16 protein-coding genes are annotated in these 17,196 nt (G+C 68.4%); 8 read left to right on the top strand and 8 right to left on the bottom strand.

Annotated elements, in window-relative coordinates; genetic code table 11:
* Together AKJ08_RS13795 and AKJ08_RS13790 are read right to left on the bottom strand one after the other, a co-directional pair.
* On the bottom strand, positions 1–279 hold the full coding sequence (locus AKJ08_RS13795) for a hypothetical protein (protein ID WP_050726597.1): 279 nt from the start codon (positions 277–279) through the stop codon (positions 1–3).
* Between the two features lie 11 nt (positions 280–290).
* The gene (locus AKJ08_RS13790; RefSeq protein ID WP_050726596.1) at positions 291–1,295 is read right to left on the bottom strand and encodes an RluA family pseudouridine synthase; all 1,005 of its coding nucleotides are present in this window, start codon (positions 1,293–1,295) and stop codon (positions 291–293) included.
* Positions 1,296–1,355: 60 nt separating this feature from the next.
* Between AKJ08_RS13790 and AKJ08_RS13785 the strand changes: the two genes are divergently transcribed.
* Positions 1,356–2,333 carry a nucleotidyltransferase family protein gene (locus AKJ08_RS13785; protein ID WP_050726595.1) on the top strand — a complete coding sequence of 326 codons (978 nt, stop codon included), beginning with the start codon at positions 1,356–1,358 and terminating at the stop codon, positions 2,331–2,333.
* A gap of 10 nt (positions 2,334–2,343) precedes the next feature.
* Here the strand turns inward: AKJ08_RS13785 and AKJ08_RS13780 are convergent, their stop codons facing one another.
* Together AKJ08_RS13780 and AKJ08_RS13775 are read right to left on the bottom strand one after the other, a co-directional pair.
* Positions 2,344–3,480 carry a site-2 protease family protein gene (locus AKJ08_RS13780; protein ID WP_050726594.1) on the bottom strand — a complete coding sequence of 379 codons (1,137 nt, stop codon included), beginning with the start codon at positions 3,478–3,480 and terminating at the stop codon, positions 2,344–2,346.
* A gap of 134 nt (positions 3,481–3,614) precedes the next feature.
* On the bottom strand, positions 3,615–5,522 hold the full coding sequence (locus AKJ08_RS13775) for an OPT family oligopeptide transporter (RefSeq protein ID WP_050726593.1): 1,908 nt from the start codon (positions 5,520–5,522) through the stop codon (positions 3,615–3,617).
* Between the two features lie 188 nt (positions 5,523–5,710).
* On the opposite strand from AKJ08_RS13775, the gene AKJ08_RS13770 reads away from it, so the two are divergent.
* Together AKJ08_RS13770 and AKJ08_RS13765 are read left to right on the top strand one after the other, a co-directional pair.
* Positions 5,711–6,112, top strand: coding sequence for a hypothetical protein (locus AKJ08_RS13770; protein ID WP_050726592.1), 402 nt, complete (start codon positions 5,711–5,713; stop codon positions 6,110–6,112).
* A 44-nt stretch (positions 6,113–6,156) separates the two neighbouring features.
* Positions 6,157–6,990: an alpha/beta fold hydrolase gene (locus tag AKJ08_RS13765; RefSeq protein WP_050726591.1), complete on the top strand. Its 834-nt coding sequence runs from the start codon at positions 6,157–6,159 to the stop codon at positions 6,988–6,990.
* A gap of 3 nt (positions 6,991–6,993) precedes the next feature.
* On the opposite strand, the gene AKJ08_RS20440 is transcribed toward AKJ08_RS13765, so the two are convergent.
* Positions 6,994–8,898: a calcium-binding EGF-like domain-containing protein gene (locus AKJ08_RS20440; RefSeq protein ID WP_082343179.1), complete on the bottom strand. Its 1,905-nt coding sequence runs from the start codon at positions 8,896–8,898 to the stop codon at positions 6,994–6,996.
* Positions 8,899–9,036: 138 nt separating this feature from the next.
* Here AKJ08_RS20440 and AKJ08_RS13755 point away from each other — a divergent pair, with 138 nt between their 5' ends.
* Entirely contained in the window at positions 9,037–10,950 is a 1,914-nt protein-coding gene (locus AKJ08_RS13755) for an ABC-F family ATP-binding cassette domain-containing protein (protein ID WP_050727588.1), read from the top strand.
* Between the two features lie 158 nt (positions 10,951–11,108).
* On the opposite strand, the gene AKJ08_RS19405 is transcribed toward AKJ08_RS13755, so the two are convergent.
* Positions 11,109–11,417, bottom strand: coding sequence for a hypothetical protein (locus AKJ08_RS19405; RefSeq protein ID WP_157370687.1), 309 nt, complete (start codon positions 11,415–11,417; stop codon positions 11,109–11,111).
* A gap of 614 nt (positions 11,418–12,031) precedes the next feature.
* A complete protein-coding gene (locus AKJ08_RS13745) occupies positions 12,032–12,268 on the bottom strand; it encodes a hypothetical protein (RefSeq protein WP_050726588.1) in 237 nt (78 codons plus the stop codon).
* Between the two features lie 391 nt (positions 12,269–12,659).
* Here AKJ08_RS13745 and AKJ08_RS20935 point away from each other — a divergent pair, with 391 nt between their 5' ends.
* The 3 genes from AKJ08_RS20935 to AKJ08_RS13735 are packed head-to-tail and all read left to right on the top strand — an operon-like array spanning position 12,660 to position 14,949.
* Entirely contained in the window at positions 12,660–13,121 is a 462-nt protein-coding gene (locus AKJ08_RS20935; protein WP_420806370.1) for a SpvB/TcaC N-terminal domain-containing protein, read from the top strand.
* Positions 13,122–13,134: 13 nt separating this feature from the next.
* Positions 13,135–14,295 (top strand): IS30 family transposase, encoded by a 1,161-nt coding sequence (locus AKJ08_RS13740; RefSeq protein WP_082342944.1) that lies wholly within the window; start codon positions 13,135–13,137, stop codon positions 14,293–14,295.
* A gap of 51 nt (positions 14,296–14,346) precedes the next feature.
* Positions 14,347–14,949, top strand: a complete 603-nt coding sequence (locus AKJ08_RS13735; protein WP_157370686.1) for a hypothetical protein — start codon at positions 14,347–14,349, stop codon at positions 14,947–14,949.
* Between the two features lie 303 nt (positions 14,950–15,252).
* On the opposite strand, the gene AKJ08_RS13730 is transcribed toward AKJ08_RS13735, so the two are convergent.
* Complete coding sequence (locus AKJ08_RS13730; protein WP_050726586.1) at positions 15,253–16,122, bottom strand: MBL fold metallo-hydrolase; 870 nt, start codon at positions 16,120–16,122, stop codon at positions 15,253–15,255.
* A gap of 206 nt (positions 16,123–16,328) precedes the next feature.
* Here AKJ08_RS13730 and AKJ08_RS13725 point away from each other — a divergent pair, with 206 nt between their 5' ends.
* Positions 16,329–17,195, top strand: coding sequence for a tetratricopeptide repeat protein (locus tag AKJ08_RS13725; protein WP_050726585.1), 867 nt, complete (start codon positions 16,329–16,331; stop codon positions 17,193–17,195).
* The last annotated feature ends 1 nt before the right edge of the window (position 17,196 follow it).

Here is a 17,196-nt window from a genome sequence, read left to right as displayed (position 1 = left end):
CTACTCGGCCTCGCCGCAGGCGCGCTTGCCGGCGGCGGTGTCGAGGGCGTGGCAGTCGCACGTCTCGAGGAGCGCCTCGCAGCGCTTCTCGCCGGCGTTGCCCGGCGGGTTCGAGGCCTTCTGCTGGTTGGCCCTGCGCTCGCAGGCGTCGCGGGTGGCCGTGGTCGGCTGGCAGGAGCAGATCTTCGCGGCGAGCTCCTCGCAGGGCGTGGCACAGCCGGCGCCCACCACGAGGAGGGTCGAGATCGCGGCGGCGAGGAGGAGGCGCGTCGTCGTCATGGGGACGTTTCCTAGCTGATCAGAGTGGCCATGTCAGCTGGCAGCGGCGCGGTCACGTGCAGGGGCTGGCCGGTCATGGGGTGCCGGAGGGTGATCGCGGCGGCGTGGAGGGCGTGCCGGGAGAGGACGAGCTCGGCCTGGGCCTCCTCTGCGAGCTTCCCATCCGCGAAGTCGGCGAAGTAGCGGTCGCAGGGGCCGTAGATCTTGTCGCCGACGATCGGGTAGCCGACGGCGGCGAGGTGGGCGCGGATCTGGTGCTGGCGGCCGGTCCGGGGGAAGCACCGGACCACGGCGAGCTCGGGCCCCCGCCACGGGACCTCGCGGTGGAAGCGCCGCTCCACCCGGATCTCCGTGAGCGATGCCTTCCCCTCGGGGAGGGGCACCACGCCCATCTTCACCTTGAGCGGGTGGTCGAGGAGGCCCAGGGGGAGGTCGATCCGTGCCTCGTCGTCCTCGGGCCATCCGTGTACGATCGCCTGGTACTCCTTGTTCACCTGCCCAGGCCTCTCGAAGAGCATCTTCAGCCTGCGCGTCACCTCGGGGCGCTTGCCGCAGACCACGAGGCCGCTCGTCTCCCGATCGAGGCGGTGGGCGATGTCCCACTTCTCGCCAGGGCCCTGCCGCTCGCGGAGCACGCTGGTCAGGGTGTGGACGAAGTAGCGGGCGCTCGGGTGGACGGGGAGGCCCGCGGGCTTGTCCACCACCAGCACGTCGTCGTCCTCGAAGGCCACGCCGAAGTCGCGCTCGCAGACCGGCTCGGGATCCCGCCGGCGGCGGAGGCGGAACTCCATCCCCGCCCAGACCGGCGTCGCCGCCTTGAGGGGTCTGGGGCCGTCGTGCACCAGGTCCTCGCGGATCAGGCGCTGGACCTTGGTGCGCGAGAGCCGGCGGATCTTCTCCGCGAGGTAGAGGTCCAGGCGCCAGCCCGCGTAGTTGGGCTCCACGCGGAAGGGGACCTCGTACTCGGCGCCGACCTCGTCGGTTTCATCCTGGAGCTTCGGCGCTTCCGCGTTCATCCTCCGCCTTCTACCAGAAGACCGGGCGCAGTCTGGATGGGGCAGCTATAACTCGCCGCCATGGAAGGCCTTCCCGACGCCCGCTGGCTCGCCGAGCTCACCCGCTTCTCCCCCGCCCGAGGGATCGACGATCCGCCGTCATGGGAGGAGGCCGTGCCGTTCCTGGCGCACCACGGCCTCGCCGCCATCGCCGGCTACAACCTGCAGTACCGGATGCCCGACGCCGACGCTCCGGACAGCGCCAAGGATCTCCTCCTCGGCTACCTGCAGGGCCTGGCGAACGACAACGTCTTCAAGCTGATGACCCTGAAGGGCGTCGCCACCGCGCTGGGGGGCGAGCCGCTCGTGCTCCTGGACGGCGCCGCCCTCGGCGAGCCGCTCTATCCCCACGTCGCCTTCCGCCCGGTGCCGGAGCTGCGGATCCTCGTCCGCGCCGGCGAGTCCGAGCGGATCGCCGAGGCGATGCGGGCGGAGCAGTTCGTGGAGATGGAGGCGGACGAGCCGGATCCGGACGCTCCCGCCAAGGTCCTCTTCAACGATCGCTTCTTCACGAAGCTCTACGAGCACGTCCTCCCGGTCCGCGGCGAGGAGCCCGGCCTCTTCGAGAGGACGGTGCGGGTGCGGGCCTTCGGTCCCGGCGTCTGCCGCCTCTCCGCCGAGGACGCCTTCCTGGTCCACGTGCTCTCCATGGCGCGTCGCGGCTTCGCGGTCCCGCTGATCTACTTCGTGGACCTTCGCGAGATGGTGAAGGGAGAGGCCTCGGTCGCCCTGGGCCGCGGCCCCGGCGCGCCGCTGGACGTGGCGGTGGTGCGGGAGCGGGCCAAGGCCTTCGGCGCCGAGCGGGCGCTGTGGGCGGGGCTCGAGCTCCTGGCCTTCTTCCATCCGGACGTGGCCGAGGCCGCGCGCGCCCTGCAGCCCGAGCTCTCCCTCCCGTCCCGGGCGCTCCTCGAGGCCGGGGTCGTGGGCCCCGCGAAGGCCCTCGATCGCGAGCGTCAGCTCCGCGGCTTGGGCAAGCTGGTCCAGCTCCTGCTGGGATAGGGGCGAACCCTCACGGCCGCGGCTGGCTCGGAGGCTGCTTCCGGTCGCCAGGAAAGTGGAAGCCGCGGCTCCGCAGCGTGTCGATGATGTCCTGCGAGCGGATCAGGCCCGTCGCGTTCCCGTCGGGATCCACCACCGGCAGCTCTCCCTCGCGCAGCACCCGATCGAACGAGTCGCCCAGCTCCTCGCTGCTCGTCAGCGGCTGGGCCGCGATCATGCACGCGCTCACCCGGAGCTTCATCCGCTCGTCCGGAGGATGCGAGAGGATGTCGAGCTTGCGGACCAGCCCGACCGTCTGCCCGTGCTCCTCGACGATGGCCGAGTCCGCGCCCGCCTCGCGGAGCACCAGGCGCGCCTCCTCCAGCGACGAGTCCGACTCCACCTGCGGCACGAAGCTCTGCACCTCGCCCACGCGCACGTGGCCGAGGGCGTGCTGGAGGTCGGAGTAGAGCTTCTCCTGCGTGGCGCCCGACCAGACGAAGAAGGCGATGAGGATCATCCAGATCCCGCCGCCGAAGACCCCGAAGACCGCGAAGGCCACGGCGAGCGCCTTGCCGATGACCGCCGCCACGTTGGTGGCCCTGTACTTTCCCATCCGGGTGGCGAGGGCCGCGCGGAGCACGCGGCCTCCGTCCATGGGAAAGGCGGGGATGAAGTTGAACACGCCCAGCACGAGGTTCAGGTAGCCGAGCATGAAGAAGTAGAAGGCGAGGTTCGGCGAGGCAGCGAAGGCCTTCCAGCCCAGGCCCAGGACCACGCCGAGCACCACCGAGAGCGCGGGCCCGACTGCGGCCATGACCAGCTCCTGGGTCGGCCGCTTCGGCATCTGGGTGATCTGCGAGACGCCTCCGAGCGCCATCAGCACGATCGAGTCGACCTTCCCGCCGTACTTCATCGCCACGAGGGTGTGGGCCAGCTCGTGGAGGGTGATCGAGACGATCAGGCCGATGGAGGCGAGCAGGCCCCAGGCCCAGCCCGGCAGGCCGAGGGACTCCGTGGGGATCTTTGCGGCAGCCGCCACCCGCGGCATCTGCACCGCGAGGGCGTAGGTGAGCACCGGGATCAGCAGCAGCACCGAGAAGTGCAGCCGGATCGGCACCCCTTTCACCGTCAGCACCGTGATCGCGCCGCGCTTGAACACCGTCACCCGCCTTTCCCCCAAGATGGGGCGGGGGCGGGATCGCCGCAGCGAGGGAGCGATCGCACGCGCAAAAGCGACAACGCCCGAAGGCGGCCGCGTGGTGGGCCGCCTTCGGGCGCAAAGCGCAATTCGCGCGCTGCTCAGAAGCCGAAGTGGGCGAGGATCTCCCGGATCATGCCCGGCCCCTGGAGCGCGAGGATGATCGCCACGCCCATGAGCGACTCGCCGGCGATGAGGCCCGAGGCCACCGCGACCGTGTACTTCTCGTTCGCGGCGGGCTTCTTCTTCATCAGCATCCACGCGGCGAACGCGCCCAGGAACATCGAGATCGAGTTGTAGGCCGGGATGACGCCGGCGATCCCGAGGCCGGTGGCCGACGGGATCCACTTGCGGTACTTCGGGAAGTACTCTTCACCCAGCGTGATGATGATTCCCACCACACCGCCGATGACCATGCCCATGACCGCGCCGGGCGGCAGCGCGTCGAGGCCCTTGGCGAGCATCTCGGCGACCGCTGCCCACACCTTGGCGGCAGGCGCAGGGAGCTCCGCCGTGCCGAGCTTCTCGGGCCTGGCGACGATCGTGTAGACCGGCACGCAGAGCAGGGTGCCCGCGAGCACGCCGAAGAGCTGGGCGATCGTCTGCTTGCGCGGGTTGCCGCCGAGCATGTAGCCGGACTTGAGGTCGGTGAGCAGGTCGGCCGAGTGCGACGCCGCGCCGGCGGTGATCGACGCGGTCATCAGGTTGGTCGTCATGTTGGTCGGAGCGACGACGCCGTAGACGAGCTGCGTGATCTTGCCCATGGCGCCGACCGGGGTGACGTCGGTCTCGCCGGTGGCGCGGGCCGCCACGATCGAGAGCATGAAGGTGGCGAGGACCGCCACGATCCCCATCCACCAGGTGATCTCGAAGAGGTAGTGGCCCATGAGGACGCACGCGGCGCCGGAGATCAGCGTGCCCCACACGAACCAGGAGCCGGGGACCTCGATGTGGGCGAGGGGATCCTGCTGCTCGCTCTTCTTGCCGAAGACCGAGCCCAGGCTGCTGAACGCGCGGATCACGGTGCGCCAGCGCAGGGCGAAGGCGAGGAGTCCCGAGGTCACCATCATCGCGGTGGCGGGCCAGAGAACCCAGGAGACGAGGCCGCGGTAGCCGGGCTGGGCCATGCCCTGGTCGATCAGGACCGGCCCGAGGATGCCGTAGTAGAAGATCGCGCCGATGAGGAGCGACACGCCGACCCGGATTCCCATGATGGCGCCGGCGGCGACCATGATCAGCGAGCCCTCGAAGCCGAGGGTGAGGTCGTCCTCGAGCTTCTTGCCCTTGGCGCCGGGAAAGAGCGGGAAGCTGCCCGGGAACGCGAACTTCCCCATGAAGGGGGCGTCACGCCACAAGGCGAGGACCGCGCCGCCCAGGGCGCCGAAGAGCAGGGCCTTGGCCTTCTGCAGCGCCTCGGCGCCGGCGGAGTGCATCGAGCGCAGGGTCTCGGCGGTGGCGATGCCCGAGGGGAAGGGGAGCTGGTCGATGTTGATGAGCTGCCGCTTCAGCGGCACGGCCATGAAGACGCCGAGGCAGGAAACTGCGCCCAGCCAGAGCATCATCTCCCACCAGAGGAGCGTCCGGCCGGTGACCAGGAAGAGCGCGGGGAACGCCGACACCAGGCCCGCCGACGCCATGTAGCCCGCGGCGCTGGCCGCCGAGGACATGGTGTTGTTCTCGAGGATGGTGAAGTGGTCCTTGCGGTAGGCGGGGATCACCGCCTCGAGCGCCTTGAAGACCGCGAAGGCGATGATGCAGGCCGTGATCGTCACGCCCAGGCCCCAGCCGGTCTTCAGCCCCACGTAGAGGTTGGAGATCGACATCACGGCGCCGATCAGCATGCCGGAGACGATGGAGCGCACCGAGAGCTGCCGGACACGGTCGCCCTGGTAGACCTCGGCGAGCCAGCGCCGCGCCTCGCGGTCTTCGGGGCTCTCGTCGACGGGTCGCAAATGGTCGGGCGTCTGGGCGGGCCTGTAGCCCTGAATCTGGGATGGGTCTGCGCTCATGCGAGCTCCTCGCGGGTATCCTCGGGGGCCAGGGGGGCCTCTCCCGGGGCGCCCTCGGTGGAGTAAAAACGGGGCGGCCGCACCGTACTCTTCCCCCCGCTCGCCAGGCAACCGTCAGGACCAATGCGAGGGATCGCGCGCCGGGCCGGCCGTGCCGATCGTCTGCTTGGAGATGGGGGGAGGCGAGGATGGCACGCGCGGTGCTGTTGGCGATCGCCTTGTCGGTCGCGTTGGCGATCGCGGGCTGCGGCGGAGGTGACTCGACCGGCTCGTCGGGCCTGGACACGCCCCGCTGGATGCTGACGATCATCGCTCCCCGGCACGGCGCCCAGGTGGGCGGGCAGGCCCACGTCGAGGTCGCGCTCACGGGGATGGGCGTGGCCCTCGACGAGCCCCGGGATTTCAGCGTGGGCTACTTCCTCGACGAACGCCTCGTGCTCCAGTCCGCCGACCTCGTCGTGGAGCTGGACGTGCCGCCGGGCGGCCATCTCCTCCGCGTCCTGGGCGTCGACGAGACGGGCAAGCCGAGCGCCAAGGTGGTGGGCGACCGGATCCAGCTCGTCCGGTCGGACGGCGCCGCGCCACCCTGAAGGGCCGGCTGTTCCTTTCCCGTACAGGCGCTATCCATTTCCCGATGGCCCATGCGCACGTCAACGGGATCTGGGTGCACTTCCACGAGCACGGCGAGGGCGAGCCCGTGCTGCTCGTGATGGGACTGGGCGCGCCTCTCGAAGGCTGGGATCCGCAGCTCCCAGCGCTCTCGAACCGCTACCGCGTGATCCGCTTCGACAACCGCGGCGTCGGCGGCAGCGACAAGCCGGTCGGTCGCTACACCGTCGGGCAGCTCGCCGAGGACGCGCGCGGCCTCCTCGACCACCTCGGCGTGGACAAGGCCCACGTGGTCGGCCTCTCGATGGGCGGCATGGCGGCCATGGAGCTGGCCGCCCGGCATCCCGGGAGGGTCCGCTCGCTCGTGCTCGCCTCGACCACGCCGGCCGCCGACGCCAGGATGCGGTGGACGATGGGCCGGATCGCCGCGCGGATCGGCGCCGCCGCGGTGCGGGCGAGCGGGAGCCTCCAGGAGCGGGCGGCAGCCGTTCAGGAGGAGCTCGTGCGGATCTGGCTGCCGCTGGTCTTCTCGGCGTCCCCGGGCGGCACGGAGGAGGCGACCCTGCGGCGCCTGATGGGGCAGGCCTTCTCCGGCGGCTTCCCCGCCGCCGGGGCAGCGGGACAGCTCGCGGCCTGCTTCAGCCACGACGCCCGCAGCCGGCTCTCGCAGCTCGTGGCGCGGACGCTGGTGATCGGCGGCACCAACGACGCGATCTTCGAGGCGAAGCGCTTCGACGAGCTGGTCCGGGCGATCCCCGGCGCGACCCTCGAGCTCTTCGATGGCGCGCCGCACGGGATCAACCTCGCCCGGCCCGACGACTTCAACGAGCGGGTCCTGCGCTTCCTCGAGTCGCGTTAGGCCCTAGCGAACCTCACACTTCATCTGGATGGAGTCGGTCCACCAGCCCGCCCGGATGCGCACGCTCGTGACGACCTTCCCCGCGCCCACGCACGGGTTGTAGTAGCGGTGGGAACCGGCGATCCCCGGCTCCAGGATCCAGGCCGGCCCGTTCCCCTCGCGGCAGATCGCTCCGGCACCCTGCACGTACTCGTCCTGCGCGTCGGTGGAGATCACCTGGCCGGCCAGGCGCCCGGCGGGGTGGGCGGCGTCGTCGCAGCGCTTCTCGTAGACCGGGCCCGGGTTGTCCGGAGAGCCGGAGCCGAAGTAGCCCACCCGCGTCTCGTTCCCCGTGCCGCTCTTGCAGATCAGCCTCATCCCCCGGAGGTTGCCGGACACGTCCTGGAGCTCGAGGCCCACGGCCACGGCGTCCGCCGGGCAGTCGAACCAGCCGCGATCGGTGCCGCCGACGGAGCCGCGGACGGGGAGGTTGGGGCAGGTGGGCGCGGCGTCGTCGCCGACGCACATGTCGTCGGAGTCGCAGACCCCGTCGCCGTCGCTGTCTCCCGTGGAGACGTCGCCGATGCAGCCGCCGCAGCCGTTCCACTCCAGCCGCAGCGGGCAGTCCGTGCGGTTGCACATGAAGCCGTCGCCCGTGTAGCCCGTCCCGCACGCGCAGGTGTAGCTGCCGGGCGTGTTCGTGCAGGTGGCGTGGGGCGAGCAGCGGTGGGTCCCGTTGGCGCACTCGTTCACGTCCGCGCAGGTGAAGCCGTCGCCGGCATAGCCCCGATCGCACGCGCAAACGAAGCCGCCGGGGACGTTCTCGCAGTGCGCGTTCGGCGCGGTGCAGGCCGCCGGATTGTCCGAGCAGAAATCGGCGAGGCAGGTGACGCCGTCGCCAGCGAAGCCCTCGTTGCAGGTGCAGGTGAAGCTGCCCGGCGTATTCGCGCAGGTCGCGTCGGGCGAGCATCCCGCGAGGCCGAGGTCGCACTCGTCGATGTCGGCGCAGTCGAAGCCATCGCCCTCGTAGCCGGGCTTGCAGGCGCACTCGAAGCTGCCGGGCGTGTTGGTGCAGGTCGCGTCGTCGGAGCAATGGGCGGTGCCGTTGCGGCACTCGTCGATGTCGGTGCAGACCCGCCCGTTGCCCGTGAATCCCTGGGGGCAAGCGCACTCGTAGCTCCCGAGGGTGTTGGTGCAGATCGCATCCGGCGAGCATTGTGCCGAGCCGTCCGCGCACTCGTCCCGATCCTCGCAGGTGAAGCCATCGCCCTCGAAGCCGATCCCGCACACGCAGCGGAAGCCGCCCACCTCGTTGATGCAGATCGCAAAGAGCGAGCAATCGGCGGTGCCTTCCGCGCACTCGTCGACGTCGTCGCAGACCTTGCCGTCGCCCTGGAAGCCCGGATTGCACGCGCACTCGAAGCTGCCCGTCGTGTTGGTGCACGTGGCGCGAGGCGAGCAGTCGTGGGTGCCGAGGGCGCACTCGTCTACGTCCTCGCAGGTCTTGCCGTCTCCGGCGTAGCCCGCCTTGCAGGTGCAGACGTAGCTGCCCCCACTGAGGGAGCAGGTCGCGTCCGGCGAACACTCGGCGGTGCCGTCCTGGCAGGGGTTGGCCAGCGTGCAGCTCTTCCCGTCGCCGACGAATCCCGGCTTGCAGGTGCACTCGTAGCTGCCCGGCGTGTTCGTGCACTCGGCCTGGGCGGAGCAGACCGCGACGCCCGTAGCGCACTCATCGATGTCCTCGCAGGTCGTGCCGTTGCCCCGGTAACCGGCGTTGCAGACGCACTGTGCATTGACGCACGCGGCGTTTGCGTCGCAGGCCGCTTCGCAGCTCGTCTCGCCCGAGTGATCGGGATCCGCCGGATCCGACCCTCCGCAGCCGATGAAGAGCGCGAACGAGAACATCCACACACCCAGACGTCGAGCCATGGCCAACGACCTCCGACGGACTGAAGAGACTTTTCGGGAAGCGACGGGGATTCTTTCATGGCGCTCCCGAGGTCGGCAACGGCCCCCCGGCGATTCGTGGGCTTGCAAACCGGGCCGGTTCCGGGCGATCTGGCGGCCGTGACCCTCCTTCGCGCGGCCGGCATCGGCCTCTCCTTCGGCAGCCGGACCCTCTTCGACGACCTCACCTTCACCATCGAGGAAGGAGAGCGCGTCGGCTTGGTTGGCGTGAACGGCTCCGGCAAGTCCACGCTGATGAAGCTCCTCGCTGGGGCCCAGCCTCCGGACAATGGCGAGCTCCAGCTCCAGCGCGGCACGAGGGTGGTCTACCTCCCCCAGGAGCCGACCTTTCTCGAGGGCGCCACCGTAGCCTCCGAGCTCTCCGTGGCGCGGCCGGGCCTGCGCGAGGCCATCGAGGCCCACCAGGAGCTCTCCCGCCGCCTGGCCGTGGCACCCGCCGCCGAGCAGGAGAAGCTGCTCGCCCGCCTCGCCGAGCTCGCCGATCGGGTGGATCGCCTGGGAGGCTGGGACAGCGAACACGAGGCCCGCACGCTCCTGGACCGCCTCGGCGTCAAGGACTGGGAGCGGCCGATCTCCGAGCTCTCCGGCGGCCTGCGCAAGCGCGTCGCCATCGCCAGGGCCCTGCTCGCGCGGCCGGATCTCCTCCTCCTCGACGAGCCGACCAACCACCTCGACGCCGACACCGTCGACTGGCTCGAGGACGCGCTCGATCAGCTCCCCGGCTCGCTCCTCCTCGTCACCCACGACCGCTACTTCCTCGACGATCTCGTCGATCGGATCGTCGAGATCGAGCCCGGCAAGGGCCTCACCTCCTACCCCGGTAACTACCAGGCCTACGTCGAGCAGAAGATGGTCGCGCTCGAGCAGGCGGAGCTGGCCCAGCACAAGCGGGAGCGGTGGATCGCACAGGAGGTCGCCTGGCTGCGGCAGGGCGTGGAGGCCCGCCGCACCAAGAGCAAGTCGCGCATCGACCGGGCCCAGAAGCTCATGGCCGAGAAGGGCTTCGTCCGGCCGAAGGTGGCGGACCTCCAGATCCTCTCCGCGCCGCGCCTGGGCGGCGTCGTGATCGAGGCCGAGCACGTCGGGAAGCGCTTCGGCGATCGCAGCGTGCTGAAGGACGTGAACTTCATCCTCCAGCGCGGCGAGAGGGTGGGCATCGTCGGCCCCAACGGCGTGGGGAAGACCACGTTCCTGCGCACCGTCCTCGGGGAGCTCGAGCCCGACGAGGGCACGGTGATCGTCGGGAAGAACACGCGCGTGGCCTACTACGACCAGCAGCGCGCCCGCCTCGATCCGGAGCTCACCGTCTACGAGGCGGCGTGGGACGAGGAGTGGGTCACGATCGGTGACAGGCGCCAGCACCTGCGCGAGTACCTGGAGGACCTGCTCTTCCCCGTGCCCATGCAGCGGATGCAGGTGAAGGCGCTCTCGGGCGGCGAGCGGAACCGGCTGCTCCTGGCGAGGCTCTTCCTCGAGGGGGCCAACGTCCTCGTGCTCGACGAGCCCACCAACGACCTCGACATTGTCACCCTCAACGTCCTCGAGCGGCTCCTCCTCGGCTTCGGCGGCAGCGTGCTCCTCGTCACCCACGACCGCTACTTCCTCGACAAGGTCGCCACGTCGATCCTCTCCTTCGAGGGCGACGGCAAGGTGGTCCGCTACGAGGGCAGCTACGAGACCTACCGCTCGCTGAAGGCCCAGTCGGAGGCCGCTCGCGCAAAGGCGGAGAAGGTCTCCGCCGCGGCCCCGGTGAAGGAGGCCCCGAAGCCGGAGGCCGCCAAGCCCGCCCAGAAGCGGAAGCTCGGCTACAAGGAGCAGCGGGAGCTCGAGGGGATGGAGGCCACGATCGAGGCAGCCGAGGAGCGGAAGGCCGGCCTCGAGGCGCAGCTCGCGGATCCCGCCGTCTTCAGCCAGGCCTCCAAGGTCGCCGCGCTCCAGGCCGAGCTGGACGCCGCCTCCTCCGAGGTCGAGCGCCTCTACGCGCGCTGGCAGGAGCTCCAGGAGCTCGCCTGACGGCAGCATGTTCCGGCTCGCTCGACCTCCGGGCGCTCATGCCGCACTGCGCACGATCGGGCCCTCGCGACGTAGCCGCTGGCTGGAGTGCATCGAGTTCTACAGCAACCTGCTAGAGCAAAGAACGGTTCGATCTCGGCAAATATCCGTGAAGACGCTTAGAACTTGCAGACGACGAGCCCGTCCGCGTCTTCGCCGATCGAGTGGAAATAGAGGGTCAACTTCGTCTCGCAATCGCCCTCAAGACGCAGCATTTCACAGTGGCGCTGCGCCAGGATCGGTGGACGCGCAAGCGCAACGTCCAGCCGATAGACGAGCTCCCGCCACGATTCCGGTCGCACGGAACCAGAGAGATCGGCCTTCACGACCGCCGGTTTTTCGGTCGCCGCACGGGCCTGCTCGAGCGAGGCGAGCGCCCGACCTCCAGCCGCCTGACGAACCTCGACCAGCCGCCAGAAGCCGTCCATTCTTCCGACGCGCGAGGCGTGGAAGAAGAGTCGCTCCTCGAGCATTCGCTGGACGCAACGGTTCTCCCGAAGGCCCTGCCCGGTTCTGTCGGACCACTCGCGGGTGGCGAGATCGACCCATCGAAGTGCCTGGTCGACTCCACAGCGGGCGCGGAACCAATCCTCGTACAAGCCGTCGAGGTCCCGCCATTCCTTGCCGTACGATTGGTCGACGAGTGCAGCGCGCTCGCGGTCGAGGGAGAACTCGAGGCAGCGTTCTCGGTCTCGGGCGATCGAGGAGCACTCGTAACCTGCAAGGAGGCCCTCTTTCGGGTAGGGGCAGAGGGACGAGATAAAGGACTCGTGGTTCGAGCGCGTCGCCTTCGCCCTCGCCCTCGCCTTTGCAACGGCCAGCCGCATGGGATCTTCGGGCGCCGGCGAAGTGCGGCAGCCGATCAGGAAGAAGGCGATGGCTAGTCCGGCGACGACAACGACTCGAGGTACGGTCATGGCGAAAACTCCGGTCGCAGCTACTGCAATGGGCAAAGGCATGGACGTGGCGCGATAGGATTAGGAGCTCGGGCGGCAGGTTTCCACAAGGGAGCATGCTGCCGCTTCGGCATCAAGGCGATCGCTCAGGGACCACGGTTCAAGGCCTCCACGTCTGCCACCGTCGTCAGTCCGTGGCGCGGGTCCGTCGGCTGCGCGAACGGCAGCTCGAAGACGATCCATCGCCGATCATCGGCGTACAGGGCGGGGAGGTGGAGAGTGCGCGCACTGCCCCGGGCCTCGACGCGGAAGTCGTTGTGGAACTCAGGAGCTCCGGTGCCCGGGCAGGTCCGTACCGCGACCTCGATGTCGGTCGCGACCACGAAGAGGAGCCCACCTAGTTGGCGAGCGAAGGATAGCGCCGCTATCGGGCGGCGTGGTGGTAGTTGCTGCCGAACTGCTCCGCGAGCGCCGACAGGAACCCACCGTCGTGATTCTCGCTCTAGCCGAGGAGCAAGGCGCTCACGCCGGGCGCGCTTTCGTACGACAGTGCTGTGAACCGGCATATCCCGTCCGTGAAGGCCGGCTTTGGCGTGCCCGTGGGCAAACGGATGCACCCGAGCCCGACTATGGGCTGACGTTGCGGCCTGATGGAGTCCATCGAGTTCTTGAGCAAGCTGCTAGGACGGGTTTCCGACGATCCGGTCGTGGAGAACGGGAGATCGAGCGGCCAACGTCCACCGGAACTGCGTTTGACATCATTCGATACGATTCGTGCCCTTCGAACGAAGCGGGATTGACTGTAGGGTCCATTCAATATCTGCGCTGAGACATTTGCGCCGGTTTGGCGATGTCTCGAACGAGGGATCCGTGAGCGATTCGAGTAGAGACAAATCGGAATTTTCGTGGGGCGGGGCAACGACTGGAGCAGGCCAGAGCAAGGAGGAAAAGCCATCGTTGCTGCCGTCGGTCTCCGCACCAAAGGGCGGCGGCGCGATTCGCGGGATCGGAGAGAAGTTTTCCGCTAATCCCGCCAACGGGACTGGCTCCTTTTCGGTTCCCATCGAAACCACTCCGGGGCGCGGGGGCTTTGGCCCGTCCCTGGAACTCTCGTATAACTCGGGAAACGGAAACGCGGTATTTGGCCTCGGCTGGAACCTGGCCGTTCCCAGCATCTCCCGGCGGTCTCAATCGGTGAACGCACCACGGGGTGCGTCTGTGGCACCCTCCGCCTGAGAGGTGCCGAGGAATGTGGGCTCGTAGCAAGGCAAGTCGGCTGACCATCGACGATCACCTGGAGCTCCATCGCCGGTTCCGAAATGGCGATTCGCTAGCTGTCGCCGCGGCGGCGGTTGGGTGCTCGGCGAAATCGGTCCATCGCCTCCTCCGTAAGACAGGCGGCGTGGCCCCTCGGGCCCCCACGCGGTCGGAGGCAAGGCTCTCCGTGGTCGAACGCGAGGAGGTCTCACGCGGCATCCAAGCCGGCGAGTCGTTCCGAAAGATCGCCACGAAGATCGGGCGCGCGCCGTCGACGGTATCGCGCGAGGTCCGGGCGGCTGGGGGGCGTGAGGCGTACCGGGCGCACCTCGCTGAGAAAGGGGCGCGCCAGCGAGCCCGTCGGCCCAAGCCCTTCAAGCTCGTGGAGAACGCCGGGCTTCGCCAGGCGGTAGAGGAAGGCCTGCGCCAGCGGTGGTCGCCGCAGCAAATTGCTGCGAGGCTGAAGGTCGACCACCCCAAGGCCCCCGAGCTTCGCGTGTCACACGAGACCATCTACAGCTCCCTTTTCGTGCAGGCCCGCGGGGCTCTCCGGAAGGAACTCGCCACCTGCCTTCGGACGGGACGAACCCGGCGGCACCCGGGCAAGCGCACCGATCTCAGGGGCAAGATCAGCGACATGGTGATGATCAGCGAACGGCCGGCGGAAGCCGAAGACCGCGCGGTTCCTGGGCATTGGGAAGGCGATCTGATCATAGGGAAGGACAGCAAATCGGCGATCGGTACGCTGGTCGAGCGCAAGAGCCGTTTCGTGGTGCTGTTCCCCTTGCCTAACGGGAGGACCGCGGAGGATGTCCGCAAGGCGCTCGCCGCCGAAGTTCGGCGCCTCCCAGAGTGCCTCCGGCGCTCGATCACGTGGGACCAGGGGAAGGAGATGGCTCAGCACACTCGCTTCTCCGTTGAGACGAACGTCTCCGTCTACTTCTGCGACCCGCACAGCCCCTGGCAGCGAGGCAGCAACGAAAACACCAACGGGCTACTCCGCCAGTACTTCCCCAAGGGCAAGGACCTCAGTGCGTACACCCGACGAGAACTCAATACGGTGGCAGCTCAACTAAACGGACGCCCAAGACAGACGCTCGACTGGAGGACGCCGGGTGAGGTATTCAGCACATTCGTTGCGTCGACCACTTGAGACCGCCATGCAAGGAGCAACGAGCCTGACGAGCCTTCGCATGAAGAGTGGTTGGAAAATGATGATAAGGCTGAATCGTACGTAGATGAGCGTGATGCAGTTGAGTATTGCCTGGATAATGAAAACGTATGCCTGGGCAACGAGACCGTTCAAACTGTCAATACGTTGGACAAGGATGCAGCGGTCGCACTCGAAAATCTTCGAGATGATCCTAGAACAGCACAGATGATGAGGAAGAACGAGGAGTATAGGAAGCTAGGCGTGGAGGTTAGAAAGATCGGCGAAGGTGACCCTGAATACGAGACTCTGCTTGAGAACGGTGGGGCGTACACATATCTCAATGAAGACGGAGGGTTTGAAGTGTGGTATAATATGGACTTGGTAAACATGCTTCGCGATGAGAGTGGGATTCCTCAGGAATATACCCTTGAGCAGATCCTTGCTCATGAGATTGGTCATGCGGAGGGTTTCGTTCGGTTTGCGGAGAAGATGGGATGGAAAGGAAATAACTACCAGGAAGCCAATGAATATTTGAAGGACATGGATCTGTTGGATGACGCGCTGGATTTTGCGGACAAGCAGGCCGTGAAAAATGAGAACCTTCTCCGAACTCCGACCTCAGGACCCACTGGAGAGTTTCTTGTGCATCGGTGACCGCCATGTGCCAGGAATCTGCGGCTGTTGAGGCTGGTCAAGTGGCGGACGGTTCCGGAGTGGCGCGCGCCGTGTTCCTATTGGTGTTGGTGGTGTGACGGTTCTCGCGCCGAAGTTCGTGTTGGTAAGGCCACCGCCAAAGCCGTCGCCGATTCGGCGAGTGCCGGTGAGAATAGGGCTCTCTCCGGGCTTATGGGTGCGATTAACAGGGCTTGTTTCCGCAATTGAATCGCGGATTCGCTCGGCCGCCGCTTCTCACCAGATCCCCCTGGGAGGGGCGGCGCTGCGGAGGCGGCATGGACCTCACGGCACCTCGAATTGGGCACCTTCGCGCGCGCCGAAGACCACGAGGCCGGGCGCGAGCCTGGAGGCGCGGCGCACGCACGCAGCGATCTTCTCGTCGACTTCGGCGTCGGACTGCATTGGATCGTGGTGCGTGATGGCGAGCTGCTTCACGCCGGCGGCGGCGGCGAGGTCGACGGTGGTGGTGGCCCGGGGGTGACCCCAGCCGATCTTGGAGGGGTACTCCTCGTCGCAGTACTGCCCGTCGGCGACCAGGAGGTCGGCGCCCCGGACGAAGTCGAGCAGCTCCTGCGGAAAGCGCCGCGGCGCCTCGAGGTCTCGCAAGCTCTCCTCGCGGTTCAGGAGGATCTCGTCGAGCTCGTTGTCGGTGGCGTAGACGACCTTGCGCCCGCCGGCTTCGAAGGAGAAGGCGAAGCTGCCGCCGGGGTGGCATTGGGGCAGGGCCCGCACCTTCACGCCCTCGATGCGCTCCTCTTCGAGGTCCTCGGCGAGGATCCGGGCCGAGAGCTCCGAGAAGTCCACGGGGAAGTAGTCGGACCGCATCTGCCCCGACACGAGCCCGAAGAGGCGGCGATCGCCCTTCGGCGTCCCGTAGATGTGGAAGACGTTCTCGGGCTGGTAGGCGGGGGTGAAGAAGGGGAAGCCCTGGATGTGGTCCCAGTGGGGATGGGAGAAGAGCATGTGGCCGACGATCGGCGTGCCCTGGTGGCGGCGGATCAGGTCGAGACCGAGCTCCCGCAGGCCGGTCCCTCCGTCGCAGATGAAGAGGGCGTCGCCGGCGCGCACCTCGAGGCAGGCCGTGTTGCCGCCGTAGCGGTGCGTGGTGGGGCCGGGCGTGGGGATTGAACCCCTCGTGCCCCAGAATTTCACGAATAGTGACAAACCGAGCTTCCCTCCCGATGTCCGCGTCGCGCGGCGGGCGTCATCAGGCACGTAGCCTACCGTCGGTTCCTCCGTCGTCCAAGCGATCGTCCTCAGGGGGATCCTCAGGGGCGAGAAGGTGGGCAAGTGGCACACGACGGCGGGTTGATGTAGATCGGGTGTCCCCCGGGCCGCGCTTCGGGCGTGAGATGGAAATGGCAAGCGATCCCCTCCTCGAGAACCTCACGATCGATCGCGGTCGCATCGCCGACCTGATCGCCGAAGGCCGCCTCGACCACGCTGCCTATCGTGCCCGCCATCTCGCCGACCGCCATGCGGACGACGCCGGCTGCGCCGCGGACGCCAGGCGGGTGGAGCGGCTGGTGGAGACCGACCTCCCCCGCGATCGACCGGTCGCCTGGGCCGAGGCCTTTCGCAAGGCGCTCGCCGAGACCGACGGATCGCCCGTGGTGACCCAGGCCGTGCGGCGCTATCTGGCCCGCGGGATCGCCAGGAGCGCCGAGGGCGCGCCTGGACGTGCGGCCACGGTCGAGGGTGCGCCGGTGGGCGCCTATCTATTGGACGCGGACCTCCCCGAAGAGGCGGCGGCGTCGCTCTACGCCGCCCTGGCCACCTCGCCGACGAACGGCATTGCCGCGCTCTTCCTGGCCAACGCCCTGCTCCGGCTGGGCAGGGTGGAAGAGGCCCGCGACAACTATCGCCGGGCCTTCCGGATCTCGCCGCTGGACCTCTCGGTCGAGCAGATCGCGGACGACGAGGTACGCGAGCTCGTCGAGCTGGCTGATGAGCTCGAGATCTCGGGCGACGTGCGGATCTGGCTCCCCGCGATCGGCCTCCTCGAGGACGTGCTCCCGTTCTCTGCCCTCGACCCTGTTCCCGGCGCGGGCTTCGGCGACGGAACCCGCGCGTACGACCTGCTCGTGGCGCACAAGGGCGCGAGGAGCCACCGCGAACGCACCGCGATCCGCCGCGATCTGCGGGAGCTGGCCCCGGCGCTCTTCGACGCGCTCCTCTCGTCCCGCAAGCTCGACGCCGCGCCGACGCCGACCGGCACCGCCTGAC

The organism is Vulgatibacter incomptus (genome assembly GCF_001263175.1).
Taxonomy (GTDB): Bacteria; Myxococcota; Myxococcia; order Myxococcales; family Vulgatibacteraceae; genus Vulgatibacter; species Vulgatibacter incomptus.
Note: the sequence above shows the minus strand (reverse complement) of the source record. Positions and strands in the feature narration are given on the sequence as shown.

Bases quoted from the DNA above. Each gene is read 5' to 3' on its own strand.
- AKJ08_RS13725 (WP_050726585.1), top strand. From the start codon at position 16,329: ATGGCAAGCGATCCCCTCCTCGAGAACCTCACGATCGATCGCGGTCGC.
- AKJ08_RS13740 (WP_082342944.1), top strand. From the start codon at position 13,135: ATGTGGGCTCGTAGCAAGGCAAGTCGGCTGACCATCGACGATCACCTG.
- AKJ08_RS13790 (WP_050726596.1), bottom strand. From the start codon at position 1,295: ATGAACGCGGAAGCGCCGAAGCTCCAGGATGAAACCGACGAGGTCGGC.
- AKJ08_RS13770 (WP_050726592.1), top strand. From the start codon at position 5,711: ATGGCACGCGCGGTGCTGTTGGCGATCGCCTTGTCGGTCGCGTTGGCG.
- AKJ08_RS20440 (WP_082343179.1), bottom strand. From the start codon at position 8,898: ATGGCTCGACGTCTGGGTGTGTGGATGTTCTCGTTCGCGCTCTTCATC.
- AKJ08_RS13795 (WP_050726597.1), bottom strand. From the start codon at position 279: ATGACGACGACGCGCCTCCTCCTCGCCGCCGCGATCTCGACCCTCCTC.
- AKJ08_RS13765 (WP_050726591.1), top strand. From the start codon at position 6,157: ATGGCCCATGCGCACGTCAACGGGATCTGGGTGCACTTCCACGAGCAC.
- AKJ08_RS19405 (WP_157370687.1), bottom strand. From the start codon at position 11,417: ATGGACGGCTTCTGGCGGCTGGTCGAGGTTCGTCAGGCGGCTGGAGGT.
- AKJ08_RS13785 (WP_050726595.1), top strand. From the start codon at position 1,356: ATGGAAGGCCTTCCCGACGCCCGCTGGCTCGCCGAGCTCACCCGCTTC.
- AKJ08_RS13775 (WP_050726593.1), bottom strand. From the start codon at position 5,522: ATGAGCGCAGACCCATCCCAGATTCAGGGCTACAGGCCCGCCCAGACG.